The sequence below is a fragment of the Pseudomonas sp. GQ91 genome, from assembly GCF_059758795.1.
This window is the reverse complement of record NZ_JCAXED010000003.1, coordinates 58,634-82,849: the sequence shown is the minus strand read 5'-3', so window position 1 is coordinate 82,849 and position 24,216 is coordinate 58,634. Positions and strand designations below refer to the sequence as shown.

General features: G+C 61.8%; 19 protein-coding genes. 8 read left to right on the top strand and 11 right to left on the bottom strand.

The genetic code is table 11. The features are described from left to right. Nucleotides 1-55 precede the first annotated feature (55 nt). The 5 genes from purT to AC6CIA_RS05165 all read right to left on the bottom strand — a co-directional run bounded on the left by purT (nucleotide 56) and on the right by AC6CIA_RS05165 (nucleotide 3,303). The gene (gene purT / locus AC6CIA_RS05185) at nucleotides 56-1,237 is read right to left on the bottom strand and encodes a formate-dependent phosphoribosylglycinamide formyltransferase (RefSeq protein ID WP_498310912.1); all 1,182 of its coding nucleotides are present in this window, start codon (nucleotides 1,235-1,237) and stop codon (nucleotides 56-58) included. A 70-nt stretch (nucleotides 1,238-1,307) separates the two neighbouring features. Then, nucleotides 1,308-1,775 (bottom strand): preQ0 transporter, encoded by a 468-nt coding sequence (locus tag AC6CIA_RS05180; protein ID WP_498310911.1) that lies wholly within the window; start codon nucleotides 1,773-1,775, stop codon nucleotides 1,308-1,310. Between the two features lie 151 nt (nucleotides 1,776-1,926). After that, entirely contained in the window at nucleotides 1,927-2,142 is a 216-nt protein-coding gene (locus tag AC6CIA_RS05175) for a DUF1289 domain-containing protein (protein ID WP_498310910.1), read from the bottom strand. After that, the gene (locus AC6CIA_RS05170; RefSeq protein ID WP_498310909.1) at nucleotides 2,139-2,663 is read right to left on the bottom strand and encodes a gamma carbonic anhydrase family protein; all 525 of its coding nucleotides are present in this window, start codon (nucleotides 2,661-2,663) and stop codon (nucleotides 2,139-2,141) included. The genes AC6CIA_RS05175 and AC6CIA_RS05170 overlap by 4 nt, the downstream gene beginning before the upstream one ends. Before the next feature lie 37 nt (nucleotides 2,664-2,700). Further along, complete coding sequence (locus tag AC6CIA_RS05165) at nucleotides 2,701-3,303, bottom strand: CoA pyrophosphatase (RefSeq protein ID WP_339531667.1); 603 nt, start codon at nucleotides 3,301-3,303, stop codon at nucleotides 2,701-2,703. A 146-nt stretch (nucleotides 3,304-3,449) separates the two neighbouring features. Here AC6CIA_RS05165 and AC6CIA_RS05160 point away from each other — a divergent pair, with 146 nt between their 5' ends. From AC6CIA_RS05160 to nagE, 7 genes are all read left to right on the top strand, one after another. After that, nucleotides 3,450-3,998, top strand: coding sequence for an NUDIX hydrolase (locus AC6CIA_RS05160; protein WP_498310908.1), 549 nt, complete (start codon nucleotides 3,450-3,452; stop codon nucleotides 3,996-3,998). A 35-nt stretch (nucleotides 3,999-4,033) separates the two neighbouring features. Next, complete coding sequence (locus AC6CIA_RS05155) at nucleotides 4,034-4,537, top strand: L,D-transpeptidase family protein (RefSeq protein ID WP_498310907.1); 504 nt, start codon at nucleotides 4,034-4,036, stop codon at nucleotides 4,535-4,537. Nucleotides 4,538-4,800: 263 nt separating this feature from the next. Further along, the gene (locus AC6CIA_RS05150) at nucleotides 4,801-5,559 is read left to right on the top strand and encodes a GntR family transcriptional regulator (protein ID WP_498310906.1); all 759 of its coding nucleotides are present in this window, start codon (nucleotides 4,801-4,803) and stop codon (nucleotides 5,557-5,559) included. Between the two features lie 10 nt (nucleotides 5,560-5,569). Next, nucleotides 5,570-6,676, top strand: coding sequence for an N-acetylglucosamine-6-phosphate deacetylase (gene nagA, locus AC6CIA_RS05145; protein WP_498310905.1), 1,107 nt, complete (start codon nucleotides 5,570-5,572; stop codon nucleotides 6,674-6,676). Then, nucleotides 6,669-7,679 carry an SIS domain-containing protein gene (locus tag AC6CIA_RS05140; RefSeq protein ID WP_498311207.1) on the top strand — a complete coding sequence of 337 codons (1,011 nt, stop codon included), beginning with the start codon at nucleotides 6,669-6,671 and terminating at the stop codon, nucleotides 7,677-7,679. The genes nagA and AC6CIA_RS05140 overlap by 8 nt, the downstream gene beginning before the upstream one ends. Before the next feature lie 36 nt (nucleotides 7,680-7,715). Further along, a complete protein-coding gene (ptsP, locus tag AC6CIA_RS05135; RefSeq protein WP_498310904.1) occupies nucleotides 7,716-10,229 on the top strand; it encodes a phosphoenolpyruvate--protein phosphotransferase in 2,514 nt (837 codons plus the stop codon). A 27-nt stretch (nucleotides 10,230-10,256) separates the two neighbouring features. Next, entirely contained in the window at nucleotides 10,257-11,963 is a 1,707-nt protein-coding gene (nagE, locus tag AC6CIA_RS05130; RefSeq protein WP_498310903.1) for an N-acetylglucosamine-specific PTS transporter subunit IIBC, read from the top strand. 167 nt (nucleotides 11,964-12,130) lie between these two features. On the opposite strand, the gene AC6CIA_RS05125 is transcribed toward nagE, so the two are convergent. Together AC6CIA_RS05125 and purL are read right to left on the bottom strand one after the other, a co-directional pair. Then, nucleotides 12,131-12,442: an NGG1p interacting factor NIF3 gene (locus AC6CIA_RS05125; RefSeq protein ID WP_498310902.1), complete on the bottom strand. Its 312-nt coding sequence runs from the start codon at nucleotides 12,440-12,442 to the stop codon at nucleotides 12,131-12,133. 4 nt (nucleotides 12,443-12,446) lie between these two features. Then, on the bottom strand, nucleotides 12,447-16,343 hold the full coding sequence (gene purL / locus AC6CIA_RS05120) for a phosphoribosylformylglycinamidine synthase (protein WP_498310901.1): 3,897 nt from the start codon (nucleotides 16,341-16,343) through the stop codon (nucleotides 12,447-12,449). Nucleotides 16,344-16,629: 286 nt separating this feature from the next. On the opposite strand from purL, the gene mltF reads away from it, so the two are divergent. After that, the gene (gene mltF / locus AC6CIA_RS05115; RefSeq protein WP_498310900.1) at nucleotides 16,630-18,090 is read left to right on the top strand and encodes a membrane-bound lytic murein transglycosylase MltF; all 1,461 of its coding nucleotides are present in this window, start codon (nucleotides 16,630-16,632) and stop codon (nucleotides 18,088-18,090) included. Nucleotides 18,091-18,140: 50 nt separating this feature from the next. Here the strand turns inward: mltF and AC6CIA_RS05110 are convergent, their stop codons facing one another. From AC6CIA_RS05110 to treC, 4 genes are all read right to left on the bottom strand, one after another. Continuing rightward, a complete protein-coding gene (locus tag AC6CIA_RS05110; RefSeq protein ID WP_498310899.1) occupies nucleotides 18,141-18,425 on the bottom strand; it encodes a PTS sugar transporter subunit IIB in 285 nt (94 codons plus the stop codon). 3 nt (nucleotides 18,426-18,428) lie between these two features. Next, the gene (ptsP, locus tag AC6CIA_RS05105) at nucleotides 18,429-20,957 is read right to left on the bottom strand and encodes a phosphoenolpyruvate--protein phosphotransferase (protein WP_498310898.1); all 2,529 of its coding nucleotides are present in this window, start codon (nucleotides 20,955-20,957) and stop codon (nucleotides 18,429-18,431) included. 186 nt (nucleotides 20,958-21,143) lie between these two features. Further along, a complete protein-coding gene (locus tag AC6CIA_RS05100) occupies nucleotides 21,144-22,364 on the bottom strand; it encodes a maltoporin (protein ID WP_498310897.1) in 1,221 nt (406 codons plus the stop codon). Nucleotides 22,365-22,512: 148 nt separating this feature from the next. Further along, on the bottom strand, nucleotides 22,513-24,159 hold the full coding sequence (gene treC / locus AC6CIA_RS05095) for an alpha,alpha-phosphotrehalase (RefSeq protein WP_498310895.1): 1,647 nt from the start codon (nucleotides 24,157-24,159) through the stop codon (nucleotides 22,513-22,515). Nucleotides 24,160-24,216 lie beyond the last annotated feature (57 nt).

Here is a 24,216-nt window from a genome sequence, read left to right as displayed (position 1 = left end):
GGCTATAAGGGCACGACACAAAACCAGTGTGGGAGCGGGCTTGCTCGCGATGCTTTTAGAGTTCTACAACCACAGCCTGCGAAGCACGGGTCGCCTTGGCCCGCGCCGCGTCAATCGACTCATCGCGCGCCAAGGCCACGCCCATGCGGCGCTGGCCATTGACTTCTGGCTTGCCAAACAGCCGCAACGCGGTATCCGGCTCGCTCAAGGCAGCGCCGAGATTGGCGAACGCGGTCTGGGTCGACTGCCCTTCCACCAGGATCACCGACGAAGCCGACGGCCCGAACTGACGGATCAACGGAATCGGCAAGCCCAGAATCGCCCGCGCATGCAGGGCGAACTGCGACAGGTCCTGGGAAATCAACGTCACCAGCCCCGTGTCGTGCGGACGCGGCGAAACTTCGCTGAACCACACCTGGTCGCCCTTGATGAACAGCTCGACACCAAACAGACCACGGCCGCCCAGCGCTTCGGTCACGGCTTTGGCGACACGCTCGGATTCGGCCAACGCAACCGGGCTCATGGCCTGCGGCTGCCAGGATTCCTGGTAGTCGCCCTTCTCCTGGCGATGCCCCACCGGCGCGCAGAACGTGGTGCCACCGATGTGACGCACGGTCAGCAAGGTGATTTCGTAGTCGAAGTCGATAAACCCTTCGATGATCACCCGCCCCTTGCCGGCACGGCCGCCTTCCTGGGCATATTCCCAGGCTTTCTGCACGTCATCGGCACTGCGCAACAGGCTCTGGCCCTTGCCCGACGAACTCATCACCGGCTTGACCACACACGGGAAGCCCAGGTCTTCGACGGCCTTGCGGTAGTCTTCCACGGTGTCTGCAAAGTGATACGGCGAGGTCGGCAGGTCCAGCTCTTCAGCGGCCAGGCGACGGATGCCTTCGCGGTTCATGGTCAACTGCGCCGCACGGGCGGTGGGGATCACGGTGAAACCTTCGGACTCCAGCTCCACCAGGGTGGCGGTGGCGATGGCTTCGATTTCCGGAACGATGAAGTCCGGTTTTTCAGCTTCGATCACTGCACGCAGGGCGGCGCCGTCGAGCATGTTGATCACATGGCTGCGATGGGCAACCTGCATCGCCGGCGCGTTGGCGTAACGATCCACGGCGATCACTTCCACGCCCAGGCGCTGCAGCTCAATTACCACTTCCTTGCCCAACTCACCGCAGCCACACATCAATACACGGGTCGCGGTGGGCGACAATGGAGTTCCGATTCGGGTCATCACAGGTCCTCAGGGCAGCGGATCAGGGGGGAGAAAGGCCGGCATTTTACATGAACCACGGCAATTGGCCTCAGTTGGCGACACGCTGGCGACGCAGACGCCAGGCCATCGCCAGCCATACCACGCTCACCCCGGCAAATTTCGAAGCCAGGGCGGTACCGACCACGACGGGCGTGAGCGCGCCAATCATGCCGAAGAAAATGAAGGTATCGAGGGGAATGCTCAGCGCCGAACTGAGCCACAACCGGTCGTGCAACGGGCGCTTGGTGATACTGAACACCAGCCAGTCGATGCATTCGGACACCGCGAACGCCGTGGCGCTGGCGAATGCGATGGATGGATCGGAGGTGATGTAGGACAGCACCAACGCCACCAACATGGCGATAATCGCGCCATGGCCGAAGCGGGTTTGCACCATGTCCCGCAGGATAAACACCAGGCCGCCCCAGGCGGACCAGATGACATCCAGGTGAGGGGCGGTGGAAAAGGCGAAGTTGATCAGCACGACGCTGCTGATGTAGGCAATCAGAAAGAGCATGAGGCGAGGGACCCGTGAGCAAGGGGCACAGGGTACTTCACATTTGGAAATATGTCGTCTGGGAGGGCCTCTTCGCGAGCAAGCCCGCTCCCACAGTTGACCGCATTCCTACAGGTTAAACACGGTCAGGCTTGCTCGCGAAAGCGGTGGCTCAGGCGCCAGACTTCCTGGGTAACATCCACACCACCCCACTCGCCACCGCCCGCTCATGGCACAAACCCAGCACCGCCCTGCGCTCGGCATTGTCCATCAGCCCCCAACGGGTAATTTCCGCAGCGGTGCGCTGGCAGCCGGTGCAGATATCGTCGTCATCCAGCGCACAAATGCTCACGCAGGGCGAAGCGACGGGGCGCTCGATCGGGTTCATTCTTCCTGCTCGACCAGGTCACGGGCATAGCGCTGGGAGTTATGCACATAGTGAGCAGCGCTGGCTTCGAGCATTCTTTTCTGCTGCTCAGTCAGTTCGCGCACCACTTTGCCCGGCGAGCCCATCACCAGAGATCCGTCGGGAATTTCCTTGCCCTCCCCGATCAGCGAGTTGGCGCCAATGATGCAGTTCTTGCCGATTTTCGCGCCGTTGAGAATGACCGCGTTGATACCGATCAAGCTGTAGTCGCCCACCGTGCAACCGTGAAGCATGGCGTTATGGCCGACGGTCACCCCCGTGCCCAAGGTCAGCGGGTAACCCATGTCGGTATGCATCACCGTGCCATCTTGAACATTGCTGTTCTTGCCGATCAGGATCAACTCGTTGTCGCCGCGCAATACCGCGTTGAACCAGACGTTGGCCCCCTCTTCCAACTTGACCCGGCCCACGAGCGTGGCATTCGGGGCCACCCAACTGTGGGGATGGGTTTCGACTCGGGCGTCGCCCAGGCGGTATTTCATGGTCTGTTCCTCACGGCGCGCCATACGAAACGATGGCTCAGGTATTGATGAAGCTTTTCGGCGGACGGTGCAGGCTGATGTCGGCATCGTCATACAGCAGGTTGATCAGCTCGACGATCATGATCGCCGTCAGGCCCCAGATCTTGTATTCACCAAATCGATAACTGGGCACGTACCAACTGCGCCCTTGGTAATCGATGCGATGCGTGTGCTCACGGGGATCCTGGCGGAAAAACTCCAGGGGCACGCTGAACACCGCGGCAATTTCAGCATCGTTGGCCAGGTATTCGACGTAATCGGGGATGACCCCCACATAAGGTGTGACACGAATGCCGTGCAGGGAGATCAACGGGCTCAACGGGCCGATCACTTCCACCAGGCCCGGTGGCAGGCCGATTTCCTCTTCGGCCTCGCGCAGCGCGGTGAAGACCAGGTCCGGGTCCTCGGGGTCACGGCGCCCGCCGGGAAACGCCACTTCACCGCCGTGGGTCGACAGTCCGCTGGCGCGCAGGGTCAGGATCAGCTCGGGTTCGTCACTGCGGGTAATCGGCACCAGCACGGCAGCCTCGGGGAAACGACTGTCAGTTTCCAGAGTGCGTGGTGTGTGATTGCTTACACGGCGAAGTAGCTCGTCCAGCATGAGTCATCTCGATCTGTTGACTACCTTGCATCATGCACCAAAGCGTGCGGACGCCCAAGCCCAAAACCCGGGCCGTGTCGCGAAACGACAACTTGCAGGGCAAAGCCCTGCACGCCAAGATAGGCACAGTCCCCAGGAACCCAAGCATGAATTTCTGCAGCCAGTGCGGCAAACCGGTCACCCAACGCATTCCCGAAGGCGACGCACGCTTGCGGCATGTCTGTGACCACTGTCAGACCATTCACTATCAAAATCCCAACATCGTCGCTGGCACCGTACCCGTCTGGGGCGAGCAAGTGCTGTTGTGCCGTCGCGCCATCGAGCCGCGCCTGGGCTACTGGACCCTGCCCGCCGGGTTTATGGAGAACGGCGAGACCGTTGAACAGGCGGCGGTACGCGAAACCCTGGAGGAAGCCTGCGCCAGAGTCCGCGACCTGAATATCTACACCTTGATCGACGTGCCGCACATCAGCCAGGTGCATATTTTCTACCGCGCCGAGCTGATCGACCTGGATTTCCAGCCAGGCATCGAGAGCCTCGAAGTGCAGCTGTTCGATGAAGCCGATATCCCTTGGTCCGAGCTGGCTTTCCGCACCGTCGGACGTACTTTAGAATGCTTTTTCGCCGACCGTCGGCAACAGGTGTTTCCAGTGCGCAGCGAATCAGTGCCGCCGCTGACTCAACCGGCAAAATAACCCTCCCGGGCCGACTTCAAAGGGATATTGTTTCAATGCGTTGGTTGCTCGCTCTGTTCTGCCTTTCGTTTGTCAGCCTGTCATCGGCGTCCACTCTGGCCACCTTGGGCGGCAAGCCGGTCGAGAAAGTCCTGGTGCTCAAGTCCGCCCATCAGTTGCAACTGATCAACGATGGCAAGCCTTTCAAGACCTACCGTATTTCCCTGGGTAAAAACCCCAAGGGTCACAAACTTATCGAAGGCGACCGCCGCACGCCGGAAGGTTTCTACTGGATCGACTGGCGCAAGACCAGCGACCGCTTCAACCTGTCCATGCACATCTCCTACCCGAACATCAGTGACGCCGCCCGCGCCCGCCGCGAAGGGGTCAAGCCCGGCAGCATGATCATGATCCACGGCACGCCAGACAGCGAAGACTACCCGGAACAGTGGTTTCACACGCTGGACTGGACCGATGGCTGCATCGGCATGCGCAACGTCGACATGCGTGAAGTCTGGAGCCTGGTGAAAGACGGCACGATGATCGAGATTCGGCCGTAATCCTCGACCGCTGGTAAATTAATTCAAAAATATTTCCCTCCCCCGACACCACCCGCCGGTGAATACCAGTTCACTGCGCGGACTGTATAGCCCTGCGCGCAACAAAGACCTCTCTAATACCACTGAATACCGGGCACCATGAAAGGCCCCATAAACCATTGCGTGCACCGTTCTGGTCGCATTGACATGGTATTTAAGTGGTATTAATTTTCCGCTCAATACCGGGCGACAACACTCCAATAACCGCATCGGAAACCTGACAGATGAATCCCATCCTGGCCTTGCGCCCCGACGATAAACAATCCATGCCGCTGTACCTGCAATTGGCGCGCAAACTGGAAGCGGCGATCCATGCCGGCCAGTGGACCTCCGAACAGGCTCTGCCGTCGGAGCGCGTGCTCAGTGAGCAGTTGAGCATCTCGCGGGTCACCGCCCGCAAAGCCCTGGAAGTGTTGTTTGCCCAGGGTTTGATCCGTCGCAGTCAAGGTTCAGGCACCTTTATCACGCCACGCCTGGAACAACCGCTGTCACGCCTGTCGGGTTTCAGCGAGATGTTGCGCCTCAAGGGCTTTGTGCCCGGCTCCCAATGGCTGGAGCGCGATATCACCCCGCCGACCCACGAAGAACTGATCCGCCTGTGCCTGTCGACCAACGACAAGGTGGCGCGACTCAAGCGTTTGCGTAAAGCCGATGACACGGTGATGGCCATTGAAATGACTGCCGTCCCGGCCTCGGTGCTGCCGCAACCGCAGGCATTGGGCAGTTCGCTGTATGAATACTTCGAAAGCATCGGCAAGCCCATCGTCCGCGCCTTGCAGCATGTACAGGCAATCAATGCCTCGGACGAGTTCGCGGGCCTGGTGGGCATCGCGCCCGGCACCGCCATGCTGCTGATGACCCGTGTCGGTTACACCGCCGATAACACGCCGATTGAAATCACCGACACCTACTGCCGCAACGACTACTACGACTTCGTCGCAGAGCTGCGTCGGTACGACTTTGCCGCCGAACTGCGGCCCTAGAGAACTGCCCATGTCCGAAGACAATATCCTCACCCCCCAAGGCTGGTTTCGCGGCCGAGTGGTGCACCGGCACGGCAAGGTCAGCGCCATTGAAGGCGTCCCTTGCGACCCGGCCGATAACGAGCTGCCCTACCTGCTGCCCGGCTTTATCGACCTGCACGTACATGGCGGTGGCGGCAAAGACATCATGGAAGGCGCCGACGCCTTCGAGACCATCACCCGCACCCACGTGCGTTTTGGTACCACCTCGCTGCTGGCCACCACCATGACTGCGCCGGTGGAGGAAATCTCCAGCGTGCTCGGCCAACTCGGCACGTTCTGCGAACAGCGTCCTGCGGGCAGCGCGCGGGTGCTCGGGGTACACCTGGAAGGTCCCTACATCAATCCGGGAAAACTCGGTGCTCAACCTAACTTCGCCCACACCGCGCTGATGGCAGAAGTCGAGGAGTACCTGCGCCTGGCCCCGATCCGGGTGATCACCATCGCCCCGGAAATCGCCGGCCATGACGCGCTGATCCGCAGCCTCAGTGCACGCGGCGTGCGCATGCAGATCGGCCACACTTTGGGCAGCTATGAGGAAGGCGTGGCCGCCCTCGCCGCCGGCGCCACCAGTTTCACCCATCTGTATAACGCCATGAGCCCGCTGCATCACCGCGAGCCGGGCATCGTCGGGGCGGCCTTGGCCCATGCCCGGTACGCCGAGTTGATTCCGGACTTGCTGCACGTGCACCCCGGCGCCATGCGTGTAGCCCTGCGCGCGATTCCCTGCCTGTACTGCGTCACCGATTCCACGGCCGCCGCCGGCATGCCCGACGGCGAATACAAGCTGGGCAGCCACACCGTGACCAAATGCCTGGGCGGTGTGCGACTGGCCGACGGCACCCTGGCCGGCAGCACCCTGACCATGGATCAGGCCCTGCGCAATCTGGTGAAAATCGGTCTGCCTATCAGCGAAGCCTCGCAACGCCTGTCGCAATTTCCTGCGGACTATCTGGGCCTGGAAGAACGCGGTCGCCTGCAACCCGGCAGCTTTGCCGACTGCGTGCGCCTGGATCGTTCCCTGAACCTCACCGACGTAATGGTCGAAGGAGAAACCATTGACTTCAAAAATGCTTGAAGAGGCGCTGTCCTCCTGTGAGGCCGTCGAGGCTCAACTGCAACGCCTGGAACCGATGCTGGCGGACGTCGCCGGCCGTCTGCGCCGCCAACCGCCGCAAGTGGCGATGACCGTAGCCCGCGGCAGCTCGGATCATGCCGCCAGCTACTTTGCCTATCTGACCATGCAACACCTGGGAATCCCCGTGGCGTCGCTGCCGATGTCAGTGGTGACCCTCTCGCAATCGCCGCTGAAAGTCAGCGGCCAGGTGGCCTTTGGTTTCTCGCAGTCGGGACAGAGCCCTGACCTGGTCAACAGCCTGCGTGTATTGCGCAAGCGTGGGGCGTTGAGCGTTTCCCTGGTCAATGCCGAGGACTCGCCACTGGAGGCCGCGTGCGAATTCCACGTGCCGCTGTGCGCCGGACCGGAACGCAGCGTCGCCGCCACCAAGAGCTTTATCGCCACGTTGAGCGCCAGTGCGCAATTGATCGCTCACTGGAATCAGGAAGATCCGCTGCTCGAAGCCTGCCAAGCGTTGCCCGCCGGCTTGCGTGAAGCCGCGACCCAGGATTGGAGCCTGGCCATCGAAGCGCTGCGCGACTGCCAGCGCCTGATGGTGATCGGGCGTGGCGCCGGTTTTGCCATCGCCCAGGAAGCCGCGCTCAAGCTCAAGGAAACCTCGGCGATCCAGGCCGAAGCCTTCAGCAGCGCCGAAGTGCGCCACGGGCCGATGGCCTTGATCGACGATAACTACCCGCTGCTGGTCTTCGCCCCGCGCGGCGCCGAACAGGCGGGCCTGCTCACATTGGCCGAGGAGATGCGCCAACGTGGCGCCCGCGTACTGCTGGCCGCTCCCGATGATGTGGCCGAACGCGACCTGACCTTGAGTCGCGCCGAGCACCCCGCTCTCGATCCGATACTCGCGATCCAGAGCTTCTACGTGATGGCCGCCGGTCTGGCGCACGCCAGGGGCATGGATCCGGACCAGCCCCGTCACCTGAGCAAAGTGACCCGCACCCACTAAGTGGACTGCAGCGATTTCCTGATGAGAACCGTGCCCATGCCGAACAATAAAAACCACCTCACCCTCAGTGCGCCCTTGAGTGGACCCGTGCTGAAGCTGGGCCACGTCCCGGACGACGTCTTCGCCAGCGGCGCCATGGGCGATGGCATTGCCATCGACCCGCTTAACGATTGCCTGTACGCCCCGTGCGCGGGCACGGTGATGCATGTCGCCCGCACCGGACATGCGCTGACCATTCGCGCCGACAACGGGGCCGAAATCCTCTTGCATGTGGGCATCGATACGGTCGAACTGAATGGCGAAGGCTTTGCCTTGCTGGTCGAAAAAGGCGCGCGGGTCGGCAACGGCCAGGCCTTGGTACGCTTTGACCTGGACCGCATCGCCCGTCAGTGCAAAAGCCTTATCAGCCTGATCATCCTGACCAACGGCGAGCACTTCGAACTGCGGCCGATCAACCTGCAGACGGTAAAGCTCGGTGAGCCGCTGGTGCACATCTCGCCACGCAGCACCTCGGCCACAGCGGCGCTGCCCGTCGACCACGCCAGCAGTGAAGCCAGCGCCAGCATTCGCATCACTCACCGTGGTGGCCTGCATGCGCGTCCCGCTGCGCTGATCCGCAAGACGGCTCAAGACTTCAGCAGCCAGTCGCACCTGCATTTCGCCGGCAAGTCGGCCTCCTGTGACAGCCTGACCGGGCTGATGGGACTGGGCATCGGCGAGCAGGACGAGGTACAGGTCAGTTGCCGTGGCATGGATTGCGAAGCGGCCTTGCAAGCCCTGCTCGGTGCGCTGTCTGTGCCTGTCCACGAGGCTGCCCCCGCGCCAGTGGCCGTTGCCCCACGTCGCGCCCCCGCCGAAGCAGGGGTGTTGCAAGGCGTCTGCGCCGCGCCAGGACTGGTCTGCGGGCCCTTGTTCCGGCTGAACGGGATTGAGTTGCCAGCCGACCCGCGCAATCACGCGGTCGACGAACAGTTGCAGCATCTGGACGTTGCCCTGGAGCAGGTCCGTGGCGAAATCCGCGACACGTTGAACCAGGCACGTCGACGCAAGGACGAGGAAGAAGAACAGATTTTCGCCGCGCACCTGGCGCTGCTGGAAGACCCCACACTGCTGGAAAGCGCCACCCGCGCCATCGAACAAGGCAGCGCCGCCACCCATGCCTGGCGCGATGCGATCCAGGCTCAATGCACGGTGTTGCTGGACTTGGGCAAACCCTTGTTTGCCGAACGTACCAACGACCTGCGGGACCTGCAGCAACGGGTGCTGCGTGCACTGTTGGGTGAGGCCTGGCACTTCGAGTTGCCCGCGGGCGCCATCGCCGTCGCGCATGAATTGACCCCCTCCGACCTGCTGCAACTGAGCGAGCAGCAGGCCGTCGGTATCTGCATGGCCGAAGGCGGCGCGACGTCCCATGTGGCGATTCTTGCCCGAGGCAAAGGTTTACCCTGCGTGGTTGCACTGGGCGGGGAGGTGCTGGAAGTGCCGCAAGGCCAGCGCGTGGTACTGGACGCCAGCAACGGCCGCCTGGAACTGACACCCAGCGAAGCACGCCACGCCGAGGTCCAGCAGATTCGCCAGGCGCAGCAACTCAAGCGCCAGCAGCAACAAGCGCAGGCCCAGGCGCGCGCGCGCACCCTCGACGGGCTGGGTATTGAAGTGGCCGCGAACGTCGCGTCCAGCAACGAGGCGCTGCTCGCCTTTGCCAACGGCGCGGATGGTGTCGGCTTGCTGCGCACCGAGTTTTTATTTGTCGACCGTCGCACCGCACCCGATGAACAGGAGCAACGCCAGGCTTACCAGGCGGTACTGGATGCCATGGGCGACAAGCCGGTGATCATCCGCACCATCGACGTCGGCGGTGACAAGCAACTGGACTACTTGCCATTGCCCGTTGAGGCCAACCCGGTGCTGGGCTTGCGCGGCATTCGCATGGCACAGGTGCGTCCCGAACTGCTCGACCAGCAACTGCGCGCCCTGCTTCAGGTCAGCCCGTTGCAACGTTGCCGGATCCTGCTGCCGATGGTCAGCGAAGTCGACGAATTACTGCACATCCGCCAGCGCCTGGACCAGTTGTGCGTCGAGCTGGAACTGAGTCAACGCCCGGAGCTGGGGGTGATGATCGAAGTCCCCGCCGCGGCGTTGATGGCCGAACAATTGGCCGAACACGCGGACTTCCTGTCCATCGGCACCAATGACCTGTCCCAATACACCCTGGCGATGGACCGCGACCACGCGGGCCTCGCCGCTCGAGTCGATGCCTTGCACCCGGCACTGCTGCGACTGATCGCCCAGACCTGCAGTGGAGCCGCCAAACACGGGCGTTGGGTGGGTGTCTGCGGCGCGCTGGCGTCCGACCCGCTGGCGACACCGGCGCTGATCGGCCTGGGGGTCAGCGAGCTGTCCGTCAGCCCGCCGCAAATTGCCGAAATCAAAGACCGCGTGCGCCATCTGGATGCCGCGCAATGCCGGCAACTGAGCCAAGACCTGCTCAACCTGAGCAGCGCCCAGGCCGTTCGCCAAGCCTGTCATCACCATTGGCCGCTGAGCTGACAACAACAAGAAAAAAGGAGACACGCCATGTACCAACACTTTATCGAAGGCCTGCAACGCCTCGGCCGTGCGCTGATGCTGCCGATCGCGATCCTGCCGATCGCCGGCCTCTTGCTGCGCCTGGGCGATACCGACCTGCTGAACATCGCCGTGATGCACGATGCCGGGCAGGCGATCTTCGCCAACCTGGCGCTGATTTTCGCCATCGGTATCGCCGTGGGTTTCGCCCGCGACAACAACGGCACCGCCGGCCTCGCCGGTGCCATTGGTTACCTGGTGATGATCTCGACCCTCAAGGTGATGGACAGCACCATCAACATGGGCATGCTCGCCGGGATCGTCAGCGGCCTGATGGCCGGCGCGCTGTACAACCGCTTCAAGGACATCAAGCTGCCGGAGTACCTGGCGTTCTTTGGTGGACGACGATTTGTGCCGATAGTCACCGGTTTTACCGCTGTCGGCCTGGGCGTGATCTTTGGCCTGATCTGGCCACCGGTCCAGCACGGCATCAACAGCTTTGGCGCCTTGCTGATGGAAAGCGGCAGTCTCGGCGCGTTCGTGTTTGGCGTGTTCAACCGCCTGCTGATCGTCACCGGCCTGCACCACATCCTCAACAATATGGCGTGGTTTGTCTTCGGCAGCTTCACTGATCCGGTGACCGGCGCGGTGGTCACTGGCGACCTGACCCGCTACTTCGCCGGCGACCCCAACGGCGGCCAGTTCATGACCGGGATGTTCCCGGTGATGTTGTTCGGCCTGCCGGCGGCGTGCCTGGCGATGTACCGCAACGCCTTGCCGGAACGGCGCAAGATCATGGGCGGGATTTTCCTGTCGATGGCCCTGACGTCGTTCCTCACCGGGGTCACCGAACCCATCGAATTTGCCTTCATGTTCCTCGCGCCTTTCCTGTATTTGCTGCACGCGCTGTTGACCGGCCTGTCGATGGCCGTGACCAACCTGCTGGACATCCACCTCGGCTTTACCTTCTCCGGCGGATTTATCGACATGGTGCTCGGTTGGGGCAAGTCGACCAATGGCTGGCGGGTGCTGCCGGTAGGCCTGGCTTATGCGGCGATCTACTACACGGTGTTCAACTTCTGTATCCGTCGCTTCAACTTGAAGACACCCGGACGCGAAGACGTCCAGGTCGCGCACGCCGAGGTCATGACCGACAACCAGCGCGCCTCTGCGTATATCCGTGCATTGGGCGGCGCCGACAACTTGCTCAGCGTCGGCGCCTGCACCACGCGCCTGCGCCTGGACATGCGCGACCGTAACAAGGCGGTGGATGCCGAGCTCAAAGCGCTGGGCGCAATGGCGGTGGTGCGCCCGGGCAATGGCGGCAGTCTGCAGGTGGTGGTCGGGCCGATGGCCGACAGCATTGCCGATGAGATTCGACTGGCGATGCCCTCCTTTGTCGAGGCAACACCTGGGCCGGTCGCGCCTGTGGATAAACCAACGGCGGTCAATCTGCAGGAAGCGGAAAAATGGCTGAGCGCCCTGGGCGGCCGCGCGAATGTACGCCAGTTGGAAGCGGTGGCCATGACGCGGTTGCGCGTGGAATTGGGGGATGGGTCGGTGGTGTCGGAACCTCAACTGACAGCGCTCGGATGCCAGGGTGTGAGTTCGCTGGAAAGCGGCGTCTGGCATCTGTTGATTGGCGACAAGGCTACGGGATTGGGTGAGGCGATGGAGCGGTTGGTCAATGGCCGCGAGGTCAGCGCCGGGGTTTAAAGGTGTGCTGGCTTTTATGGCCATTCGCGAGCAAGCCCGCTCCCACATTTGAGGGTATTCACAGTTCAAAATGTGGGAGCGGGCTTGCTCGCGATGAGGCCTCAAAGCCAACAAAAAACCCGCTGACCAAACTGGCCAGCGGGTTTCCTGTTTTTACAGCCGACGAATCAGAAATTCGCCAACTGCCACACTTCATACGCCGGTGTTTCATACGGATGGCTGAGTTTGAGCGCAGCCACAACAGCCACAATCAACTCATCCGCCACCACCAGCTCAACCTTCCATTCTTCAACCACTTCGACCTGGCCCACCTGCCCGATAAACGGCTGGCTGCCGTCCAGCGCGCGGAACTGGCCCTGGCCCAGCACTTGCCAGGCGCAGCACTCGTAGTCGCCGATGCGCCCGCCGCCCGCTTCGAAGACGGCTGTTTTCACCGTTTCGACATGGCTGTCGGGCACAAAGAAGGCCAGCTTGTACATCGCCTTAGTTCACCCACACGCGAGCGTTGCGGAACATGCGCATCCACGCGCCGTCCTCGTTCCACTCTTCCGGCCGCCACGAGTTCTGCACCGCGCGGAAGACCCGCTCCGGGTGCGGCATCATGATGGTCACGCGACCGTCGCGGCTGGTAAGGCCGGTGATACCGCGTGGCGAGCCGTTGGGGTTAGCCGGATAGGTCTCGGTGACCTTGCCATGATTGTCGACGAAACGCAGGGCCACGGTGCCGGACAGGTCGGCTTCCAGCAGGGCTTCTTCGCTCTCGAACTCGGCATGGCCTTCACCATGGGCGATGGCGATGGGCATGCGCGAACCGGCCATGCCTTGCAGGAAGATCGAATTCGATTCCTGCACCTGCACCATGGCGACACGGGCTTCGAACTGCTCGGAACGGTTACGCACGAAGTGCGGCCAGAACTCGCTGCCCGGGATCAATTCGCTGAGGTTGGACATCATCTGGCAACCGTTGCACACGCCCAGGGTGAAACTGTCGTTGCGTTCGAAGAAGCCCTGGAACGCGTCACGCGCGCGGCTGTTGAACAGCGCCGACTTGGCCCAGCCTTCACCGGCACCCAGTACGTCACCGTAGGAGAAGCCACCGCAGGCCACCAGGCCCTTGAATTCGTCGAGGTCAACGCGACCGGCGAGAATATCGCTCATGTGCACGTCGATCGCGTTGAAGCCGGCACGGTCGAACGCGGCCGCCATCTCCACCTGGCCGTTGACGCCCTGCTCGCGCAGTACCGCAACTTGTGGGCGAATACCTTTCTTGATGTAAGGCGCGGCGACGTCCTGGTTGACGTCGAAGCTGAGCATGGTGCTCAGGCCAGGGTTGTCTTCTTCCAGGATCGCGTCGAATTCCTGCTCGGCGCAGTCGACGTTGTCACGCAAGCGTTGGATCTGGTAACTGGTCTCGGCCCACTGGCGTTGCAGCAGACGGCGCTGGCCTGCAAATACGGTATCGCCGTTGAAGGAGATATTGACTTCACCGTTGTTGATCGGCTGGCCGATCACCGCCACGCAATCGTCCAGGCCGGCAGCACTGAATTGTGCAAGTACGTCCGGCGTCGCATCCTGGCGCACCTGAATCACCGCACCCAATTCTTCGTTGAACAGGATGCCGTTGATCTCGGCGGCATCTTCGGCAACGCTGTCGAGCACGATATTCAGGCCGCAGTGACCGGCAAACGCCATCTCTACGACACTGGTCAGCAAGCCACCATCGGAACGGTCGTGGTAAGCCAGCAGGTGGCCGTCGGCGTTGAGGCCCTGGATGACGGCGAAGAACGCTTTCAGGTCTTCGGCGTCATCGACGTCCGGTGCGTGCTTGCCAAGCTTGCCATGCACCTGAGCGAGAATCGAGGCGCCCATCCGGTTCTGGCCACGACCCAGGTCGATCAGGATCAGGTCGGTGGTGCCCTTGTCCATGCGCAGTTGCGGGGTCAGGGTCTGACGGATATCGATGACCGGGGCAAAGCCGGTGACGATCAGCGACAGCGGCGAGGTGACGCTCTTGTCCTGGCCTGCATCGTTCCAGCGGGTGGCCATGGACATCGAGTCCTTGCCCACCGGGATGGTGATCCCCAACTCCGGGCACAATTCCATGCCGACGGCTTTCACGGTGTCGTACAGACGCGCGTCTTCGCCAGGATGGCCGGCGGCGGACATCCAGTTGGCCGACAGCTTGATATCGGACAACTTGCCGATGCGCGACGCCGCGATGTTGGTCAGCACTTCACCAATAGCCATGCGCCCCGATGCCGGTGCGTCCAGCAGGGCCAGCGGTGTACGCTCGCCCATGGCCATGGCTTCGCCAGTATCGACGTCGAAACTGGTGGCGGTGACGGCAACGTCAGCCACTGGAACCTGCCACGGGCCGACCATCTGGTCACGGGCCACGAGGCCGGTGATGGTGCGGTCGCCGATGGTGATCAGGAAGCTTTTGCTGGCAACGGCCGGGTGGTGCAGCACGCGCTCGATGCTGTCGGCCAGTTCCAGGGCCGCTGGGTCGAAATCGTCACCCAACTCGGCTTCGCGAACCGCCGAACGGTGCATGCGCGGGGCCTTGCCCAGCAACACTTCGAGGGGCATGTCCACCGGGCTGTTGCCGAAGTGGCTGTCGGTGACCGTCAGTTGCGGCTCGGCAGTGGCTTCGCCGACCACGGCAAACGGGCAACGCTCGCGTTCGCAGATGGCCTGGAAGCGTGCGAAGTCTTCAGGACCGACCGCCAGAACGTAGCGTTCCTGGGATTCGTTGCTCCAGATTTCGTGCGGGGCCATGCCCGGCTCGTCGTTTGGAATGTTGCGCAGTTCGAAACGGCCACCACGCTCGCCATCGTTGACCAGTTCCGGGAAGGCGTTGGACAAACCGCCGGCGCCGACGTCGTGGATAAAGCTGATCGGGTTCTTGTCACCCAACTGCCAGCAACGGTCGATGACTTCCTGGCAACGGCGTTCCATCTCGGGGTTTTCGCGCTGCACGGAAGCAAAATCCAGGTCTGCCGAGCTGGTGCCGGTGGCCATCGAAGAAGCCGCGCCGCCGCCCAGGCCGATCAACATCGCCGGGCCGCCGAGGACGATCAGCTTGGAGCCGACCAGAATCTCGCCTTTCTTGACGTGTTCTTCACGGATGTTGCCCATGCCGCCGGCCAACATGATCGGCTTGTGGTAGCCGCGCACTTCATCGCCACGCGGGGTGGTGATGGACTGTTCGAAGGTACGGAAGTAGCCGGTCAGCGCCGGACGCCCGAATTCGTTGTTGAACGCGGCGCCGCCCAGCGGGCCTTCGATCATGATGTCCAGCGCGTTGACGATGCGCTCAGGCTTGCCGTACGGCACTTCCCACGGCTGTTCGAAGCCCGGGATCTGCAGGTTGGACACGGTGAAGCCGGTGAGACCCGCCTTTGGCTTGGCGCCACGGCCGGTTGCACCTTCGTCACGGATTTCACCGCCGGAACCTGTGGCTGCGCCCGGGAACGGGGCAATCGCGGTCGGGTGGTTGTGGGTCTCAACCTTCATCAGGATGTGCACCGGCTCCTGCACCGCGCCGTACTGGCGGGTTTCAGGGTCCGGGAAGAAACGGCCGGCGACAGAACCGACGATGACCGAGGCGTTGTCCTTATAAGCAGACAGAACGCCTTCGCTGTGCATCACGTAGGTGTTCTTGATCATGCCGAACAGGCTTTTTTCCTGGCTTTCGCCGTCAATGTCCCAACTGGCGTTGAAGATCTTGTGACGGCAATGCTCGGAGTTCGCCTGGGCGAACATCATCAGTTCGATGTCATGGGGATTGCGCGCCAGGCCGGTGAAGGCGTTGACCAGATAGTCGATCTCGTCTTCCGCCAGGGCCAGGCCCAGCTCGGTGTTGGCCTTTTCGAGGGCGGCGCGTCCGCCACCCAGCACGTCGATCGCGGTCAGCGGCTTGGGCTCGGCGTGGCTGAACAAGCCAGCAGCCTGTTCCAGCTGGCTCACAATGATCTGGGTCATGCGGTCATGCAGGCTGCTGGCGAGCAGCTCGGCCTCGGCTTCGCTGAACTGGCCCGCGACGTAGAAGGCGATCCCACGTTCCAGACGCTGGATTTTCTCCAGGCCGCAGTTGCGGGCGATGTCGCTGGCCTTGCTCGACCAGGGCGAGATGGTGCCGAACCGTGGCAGGACCAGGAACAAGCGGCCGCTGGGCTCTTGAACTGGAACGCTGGGACCGTACTTCAGAAGGCGCGCCAGCACTTGCTGTTCGTCGGCGGTCAAGACACCGTTGACGTCGGCGAAGTGAGCAAATTCAGCATACAGGCCAGTAACAGCTGGAACCTTCTGGCTCAGTTGCTCAAGGAGTTTGCTGTGGCGAAAGGCAGAAAGGGCAGGAGCGCCGCGCAGGATCAACATCTTCGGGACAGCCTCGGGAAGGGGTGTGCTTTGAGGCCGTGCATTCTAGCGTAAACCATCGCCAACGGCACCCGAAACGGCACCGCTGGCCGCTGCCGAACGTCAGTTGGCCGAATCAGCTCGCCATCGAGGCCGCATCCGCTCCATTGCGGACAGTTATTTTAATCGTCATATTTTTCACCCAACCCCCGTTTTCAAGGCTTCCAGCGCGGTTTCAAGGGTGCTACCAGACAAGACCCGTGCTGTCGAGATATGGCGCCGAGGGTCCTTTGCGTATACTGCGCAGATGTTCTTCCCGACTGCTTTGCGCCCGCGATGCGCCAAATGGCTCATCGCTACCGGACTCTTCCTGATGCTCAGCGCCTGTGTTGATAAGCCCAGCACGCTAGAGCGAATCAAGGAGGACGGTGTATTGCGGGTGGTCACACGGAACAGTCCGGCCACCTACTTCCAGGACCGTAACGGCGAAACCGGTTTCGAATACGAACTGGTCAAGCGCTTCGCCGACGACCTGGGGGTAACACTCGAGATCCAGACCGCCGATAACCTCGACGACTTGTTCAGCCGCTTAGGCAAACCCAACGGGCCGGTACTGGCCGCCGCGGGCCTGGTCAGCAGCGAGCAGCGGCGGCAACAAGTGCGCTTCTCGCATCCCTACCTGGAAGTCACCCCGCAGATCATCTACCGCAACGGCCAATCCCGCCCCACCAGCGCGGCAGACTTGGTGGGTAAAAAGATCATGGTGCTCAAGGGCAGCACCCATGCCGAACAATTGGCCGCGCTGAAACAGAAAAATCCCGCAATTGAATACGAAGAGTCCGACGCTGTTGAAGTGGTCGATTTGCTGCGCATGGTCGATGAAGGTCAGATCGACCTGACGCTGGTGGACTCCAACGAAGTCGCCATGAATCAGGTGTACTTCCCCAAGGTCCGCGTCGCCTTTGACCTGGGAGACGCCAGCGATCAAAGCTGGGCCGTGGCGCCGGGCGAGGACAACAGCCTGCTCGATGAGGTCAACAGCTACCTGGATAAGGTAGAAAAGAACGGCACCCTGCAACGCCTGAAAGATCGCTACTACGGCCATGTTGATGTGCTCGGGTATGTCGGCGCCTATACCTTCGCCCAACACCTGCAGCAGCGCTTGCCCAAGTACGAGAAGTTCTTCAAGGCCTCGGCCAAGGAAGAAAAAGTCGACTGGCGACTGTTGGCTGCGATTGGCTACCAGGAATCCCTCTGGCAACCGACAGTCACCTCGAAGACCGGCGTGCGTGGCTTGATGATGCTGACGCAGAACACCGCCCAGGCAATGGGCGTGTCCAATCGCCTCGACGCCCGGCAGAGCATCAAGGGCGGCGCCAAATACATCGCCATGATCAAGAATGAGCTGGACGACAAGATTGAGGAGCCCGACCGCACCTGGTTCGCCCTCGCCGCCTACAACGTTGGCGGCGGTCATCTGGATGACGCGCGCAAACTGGCGAAGCAGGAAGGGCTGAACCCCAACAAGTGGCTCGACGTGAAAAAAATGCTGCCACGCCTTTCACAGAAGCGCTGGTACAGCAAGACCCGCTACGGCTATGCCCGGGGCGGTGAACCCGTGCATTTCGTGGCCAACATCCGCCGCTACTACGACATCCTGACCTGGGTGACCCAGCCGCAACTGGAGGGCGAACAGGTGGTTGAAGGCGCCCTGCATGTGCCGGGCGTGGACAAGACCAAGCCGGCGCAAGACACCCCGCCACTCTAAAGACCGTTCTCTAAAGACACCGCCGCGCCCACATTTTGCTCTCCACTGGGCTAAAGACCAGTGAGTAGATGTACGACACCACCCTCCAGCACCATCACATCCGGTATACCTGCTGCCTTCAACGCCGCCGCATCCAGGCGCCCCGCATCCTGCAGTTGCACCCGGACCCGCGTCAGTGCCACGCGCTGTTGCGATTCAAGGTTGCCCGCGCCACCCAACGCCGCCAGCACAGCGGGCGCCAACAATGTTTCAGCCTCGGCGGCGGTGGGCGGTGTTTCAAGAATCAAATCCGGCGTCAGGGCTTTCCAGAACGCCTGCTGCAATTTCTCGAACATGACTCAGTTCTCCACAACCAAAGGGGTTTCGACGGCCATCGCCGGATATCGGCGCAACGCCTCACGTACTTGCGCGGCATCTTCCAGGTCCAACACCTGACGGGCGATCAATTGACAGTCAGCCAGGTCCAGCTCGCGCACCGTGGCCTTGATGGTCGGGATCAACGGCACGCTGACGGACAACTCATCCACGCCAAGCCCGACCAACAGCGGTACCGCCAGCGCTTCAGAAGCCAAGGCACCACACACCCCCACCCATTTGCCATGGGCATGGGCGGCCTTGACGGTGGTGGCAATCAACCGCAGCACGGCCGGATGAAAGCTGTCGGCCTGACTGGCCAGGCGCGGGTGATCACGGTCCATGGCCAAGGTGTATTGGGTCAGGTCGTTGGTGCCGATAGAGAAGAAGTCCACATGCGGCGCAAACACATCGGCCATCAACGCCGCCGACGGCACCTCAATCATGATTCCCAGCTTTGGCAGTTCCTTGAGCCCCAAGGCCTGGGCTTCCTCTTCAAGCATCTTGCGCGCCAGGCGCAACTCCGAGAGCAGGCTGACCATTGGCAACATGATGTGCAGCCGGGCCAGACCGGCGCTGCCCAGGATGGCGCGAAACTGTTCACGCAACAGTTCTGGACGCTCCAGGCACAGGCGAATGCCGCGCAGACCGAGGAACGGGTTGGTTTCGCGCTCCATCGGCACATAGCCCAGCGGCTTGTCGCCGCCCACATCCAGGGTCCGCACCACCAGGTTGCGCTCGCCGCCAAGGGCGCGGGCGATGGCGCAGTAGGTCGCGGCCTGTTCAGCAGAGCTCGGCGCGCGGTTGCGATCGAGGTAGAGGAACTCCGAACGCAGCAAGCCGACACCTTCACCACCCAGGGACAGGGCCTGCTCCACTTCTTGCAACGAAGCAACGTTGGCCGACACCTCGACGTGATGACCGTCGCGGGTGATCGCGGCCCGCTGCGCCTGCTCCATCTCGCGCTGACGGCGTAAAACCTGCTGTTGCCGAGAAGCCTTGAAGTGCTCGATTTCGGCCAAGTCGGGCTCCAGGCGCAGTTCTCCCTTGTCGGCGTCCAGCAGCACCTGCTTGCCCTTGGCCAAGTGCAATACCTGAGCGGGCACGCCGCAGATCGCCGGCAAGCCAAGGGCGCGGGCCAGGATCGCGACATGGCTGGTTGCGCCACCGCCCACGGTGACGAACCCCAGCACCTTGCGGGTGTCGAGACTGGCGGTTTGTGAGGGGGTCAGCTGCTCGGCGATAAGAATGGCCTGCTCCGGCAAGTCCCAGACACTGTCGTTGATACCGAGAATCAGCTTCAGCACCCGTTGGCCAACATCCGCCAAATCGACCGCGCGCTCGGCAAGCAGCGCACTGCCCAGTCCCTGAAACAGCGTCGCCGTGGCGACCGTGGCCTGCTTCCAGGCAAACGCCGCACTCTTGCCGTGAGCCAACCCCGCATGTGCCTGTTCCAGCAACGTCGGATCTTCCAGCAGTTCCTGGTGGGCCCGAAAAATCTCCGCCTGGGCGCCGCCCGTCTTGGTCTGCAAAGCTTGCAGGGCTTCGGTCGCCTGCAGCAGGGCACGCTCCAGCGCAGCGCGCTCGGTGGCTTCTCCCCTGCCGACCTCGGTGATGCTCAACTCGGGTTCCGCAACCTGGACCACCTGGCCAAACGCCGACCCCGGTGACGCACAAACGCCACGCAAGACGCTCGCAGAGGATACCGGCGCGACCTCTTCAGGCCTGTCAACTTGAGCCGACAGCGTTTCGCCACAGCCTTCGACCAGCATCATTGCCAGCGCCTGGATGGCCACCTCGGCATCCGCGCCAATCGCGCTCACTTGCACGATATCGCCCTGTGCGGTTTGCAGCGCCATGAGCGCTACCAGCGACTTGGCATTGGCGCTCTGGGTCTGTTTGTGCAGGCAAATACTCGCATTGAAACCTTTGGCGGCCTGAGCAAAGACAGCCGCCGGACGCGCATGCAAGCCGTTGGCATTGGGCAGCGTCACGGGCTTGGAAAACAGCGCTTCACCCTGCTCTTGTTCATCCGCGACCGTGCCCGGCTCGGCCGTCACACGCAACAGCGATTGCCCGGCCGCAATCAGTCCGGCCTCCGGGACCAACAGGGCAAACGGCTCGCCGCTCACCACCAGCATCAAGGTCAGCAAACTGCGGGCATTGAGTGCGACAAAGTCGGCGTCAAACTCGATCAACGGCTGACCGGCCTCGACCCGCTGTCCTTCCTTCACCCGTCGCGTAAAACCCTTGCCCGCCAGGTTCACGGTGTCCAGGCCGATATGCATCAGCACCTGGACACCGTTGTCAGCAGTGACACTCACCGCATGCCCACTGTCCTGGATATTGCTGATCACCCCGGCCAACGGCGCGCAGAGGATTGGCGAGGTCGGATCGATACACACGCCATCGCCAATCATGCGACTGGCAAATACCGGGTCCGGCACCTGATCCAGCGGGAGCAACACCCCCGCCAGGGGCGCCAGCAGTTCCAGGGTTTGAGTTGTGGTCATGACTTCACCTGTTATGTTGTTCTGTAAAAATCATAGGGCGGATGCAAATTCCAAGGTGACGAATATCCAAATGTGGGAGCGGGCTTGCTCGCGATTGCGGTGGGCCAGCCAACAGATATATCGCCGCATACGCCGCCATCGCGAGCAAGCCCGCTCCCACATTGGTCCGTGTTCGATCCCATGGATTTATTTCCACCAGTACTCAACCTGCACACCAAAGTTCGAGCCATGTCGCGCCGAGCCGTAACTACCGGTGTCGGACAATGCCGAGCCCGCCGCCAGTTCATTGGCCGCACGCTTGGCCGCTTCGTTCCAGGCCGCGTAGGTGTAATACACGCGTATTTCCGGCCGCGCCCAGAACGCTGGGCCCTTGGGCGACCAGGTCGGGGCGAAGGTAAATTTGCTCAGCTTGCGGGTGCCGCCGCTGGCATCGACCTGATCGTGACCAAGCTCGGCGACTAGTTTGAACTGCTCGGTGAGGGCGTAGGCCGGGCGCACACCCAGGGAAATCCAGGTCTGGTCCTGGCGACCGGGGCGGATATCCTTCTGGTAAACCGCCTCGACCTGACCACCCAATCGCGGCGTCACTTGCCAGTCGAAAAACTCCACCGCGCGGTAGCTTTTGCTGCTCTTGTCCAGGGCCGTATTGCCGGTGTAACCCAGGCCCGTGCCCGGCCCTTCACCGTACTGCAAGGCGAACTTGTTCTTGCCGCCAAAGAACGGCGTCTGCACGTGCTGGGCGGTGAGCGCCCAGCCGCTGTTGGCGTCGCGACCACCGGCTTTCTCGATGTAGCTCAAACCCAGTTCCAGCTCGCCACCGGGATTGGTCTTGAAACCGGCCACATTGAAGTCGTGGCGGGTGGCGTATTCCTTCTGGTACAGATTGTCCTTGCGTGACAGCGCGTAGCTGTACTTCAAATCGCCAATCAGCACGTCTTCGATACCACCGCCGGTGGCGCTCTGGTTCCAGTAGTAAAAGTCGGAGATATGAATGTCATTACGCTTGTAGTAGCGGCGACCAGCCCACAGCGACCCGCCGTTGAGGCTGGGCATGTTCGACCACTGCGCATACATCTGCGGCATGCGCGCCGAGCCGTTGTTTTCCCCCTGGAACTTCAGCTCTCGGTCGTACTTGTTGTACAGCGAGGCCATGGCATCGACGCTCAATACCGAGCCGTCGTCAAGGGTGAACAGATCCTGGCGCAACTCCAGCTCGCCATACTGTTCGCATTCGTTGCCCAGGCGGTATTTGGTCTGTGCGCCCGGCAACTGGAAACATTGTTGCGGACCACTGCCCGTTGAAGTCCCCGCGCCACTGCGCAGATAACCGGAAAATTCCAGGGCCTGGGCGGCCAAGGCAAACGTCATGCTAGAAGTAAGAAGGCCCAGCTTTATTATTTTTTTCATGAAGCGCTCCATTTCTTTTTATTGTTTGTGACGCGATGTTTGTAGGAGCGAGCGTGCTCGCGAAAATCGTCAACGATGACGCGGGCATCCTGGATGCACGCGGCGCTTTCAGGTTTTTCGCGAGCAAGCTCGCTCCTACAAGGGGATGTCAGTCGGTCAGATGCAGCACAAAGGATTCGTAAGGGCGCAGCGAGACCTGCACCGTGCGCGCCGGACAGTCGGGGTAGTTGCTGATCAGCAGGCGTTGTTCGGTGGTCTCGCCGATGACCTCGCGGGGCAGTTCGACCTGACACTGCGTGCCGTAGAAATTGTTCAACACCAGCAGGCGTTCGCCCTGCCCTTCGCGCAGGTACGCCCAGACCTGGGCGTGCTTCGCCAGTAATGGGCGATACACACCCTCCTGAATCAGAGGCTCGACGCGGCGCATCGCGATCAGCGCGCGGTAGTAATGCAGCACCGACTCGGGATCATCCAACTGGCTTTGCACATTGATCTGCGCCGCATTCGCCGGGATGCCGATCCACGGTTCGCCACGGCTGAAACCCGCGTTGTCGTCGGCATTCCATTGCATTGGCGTGCGCCCGTTATCCCGCGATTTCTGCATGATCGCGGCCATGTTGTCGGCTTCGGACTCGCCGGCATCGCGCTTGAGGCGGTAAATGTTCAAGGTCTCGACGTCACGGTACTGCTCGATCCTGTCGAAGCCCGGATTGGTCATGCCCAACTCTTCGCCCTGGTAGACAAAAGGCGTGCCCTGCAAAAAGTGCAGCGCCGTGGCCAGCATCTTCGCCGAGGCCACGCGATACTCGCCGTCATCGCCAAACCGCGAGACCACCCGCGGTTGATCATGGTTACACCAGAACAACGCATTCCAACCGCCGCCCGCCTGCATGCCCAGTTGCCAGTCGGAAAAGATGCGCTTGAGCTGCTGGAAATCGAAGTCCGCCCGCACCCACTTTTGCAGGTTGGGGTAATCGACTTTCAGGTGATGAAAGTTGAAGGTCATCGACAGTTCTTTCGACTCGGGGCGCGAGTAGCGAACGCAGTGTTCCAGGCTGGTGGACGACATCTCACCCACGTTGATCAGGTCATGCCCTGCAAAGACTTCGCGGTGCATTTCCTGCAGGTACTGGTGAACATTCGGGCCATCGGTATAGAAGCGACGGCCGTCGGTGTTGTCCTCGGGAAAGTCCGCGGGTTTGGAGATCAGGTTGATCACGTCCAGGCGAAAACCGCCGACGCCCTTGTCACGCCAGAAGCGCATCATCTTGAACACCTCGGCGCGGACCTTGGGGTTGTCCCAATTGAGGTCGGCCTGGGTGTGATCGAACAGGTGCAGAAAGTACTGGCCGGTTTGCGCTTCGTATTCCCAGGCCGAGCCGCCGAACTTGGATTCCCAGTTATTCGGTTGGTCGCGCCAGATGTAGAAATCGCGATAGGGATTGTCGAGGCTGCTGCGCGCCTGCTGGAACCACGCGTGCTCGATGGAGGTGTGATTGACCACGATGTCGAGCATCAGCTTGATCCCGCGCTTGGCGGCTTCGCTGATCAGCAGGTCACAGTCGGCCATGGTCCCGTAGCTGGGATCGATGGCGTAGTAATCACTGATGTCGTAACCGTTGTCGCGTTGTGGCGAGCGCAGGAACGGCGTGATCCACAGGCAATCGACGCCCAGCCACTTCAGGTAATCGAGTTTGTCGACGATCCCCAGCAGATCACCGGTGGCGTTACCCGCGTGGCTGTGGAAGCTTTTTGGGTAGATCTGGTAGATCACCGAATGTTGCCAGTCTTGCATGGTGGGTTCCTTCAATGGGTTGTGTGCTGGCCTTGAGGGCCCCTTCGCGAGCAAGCC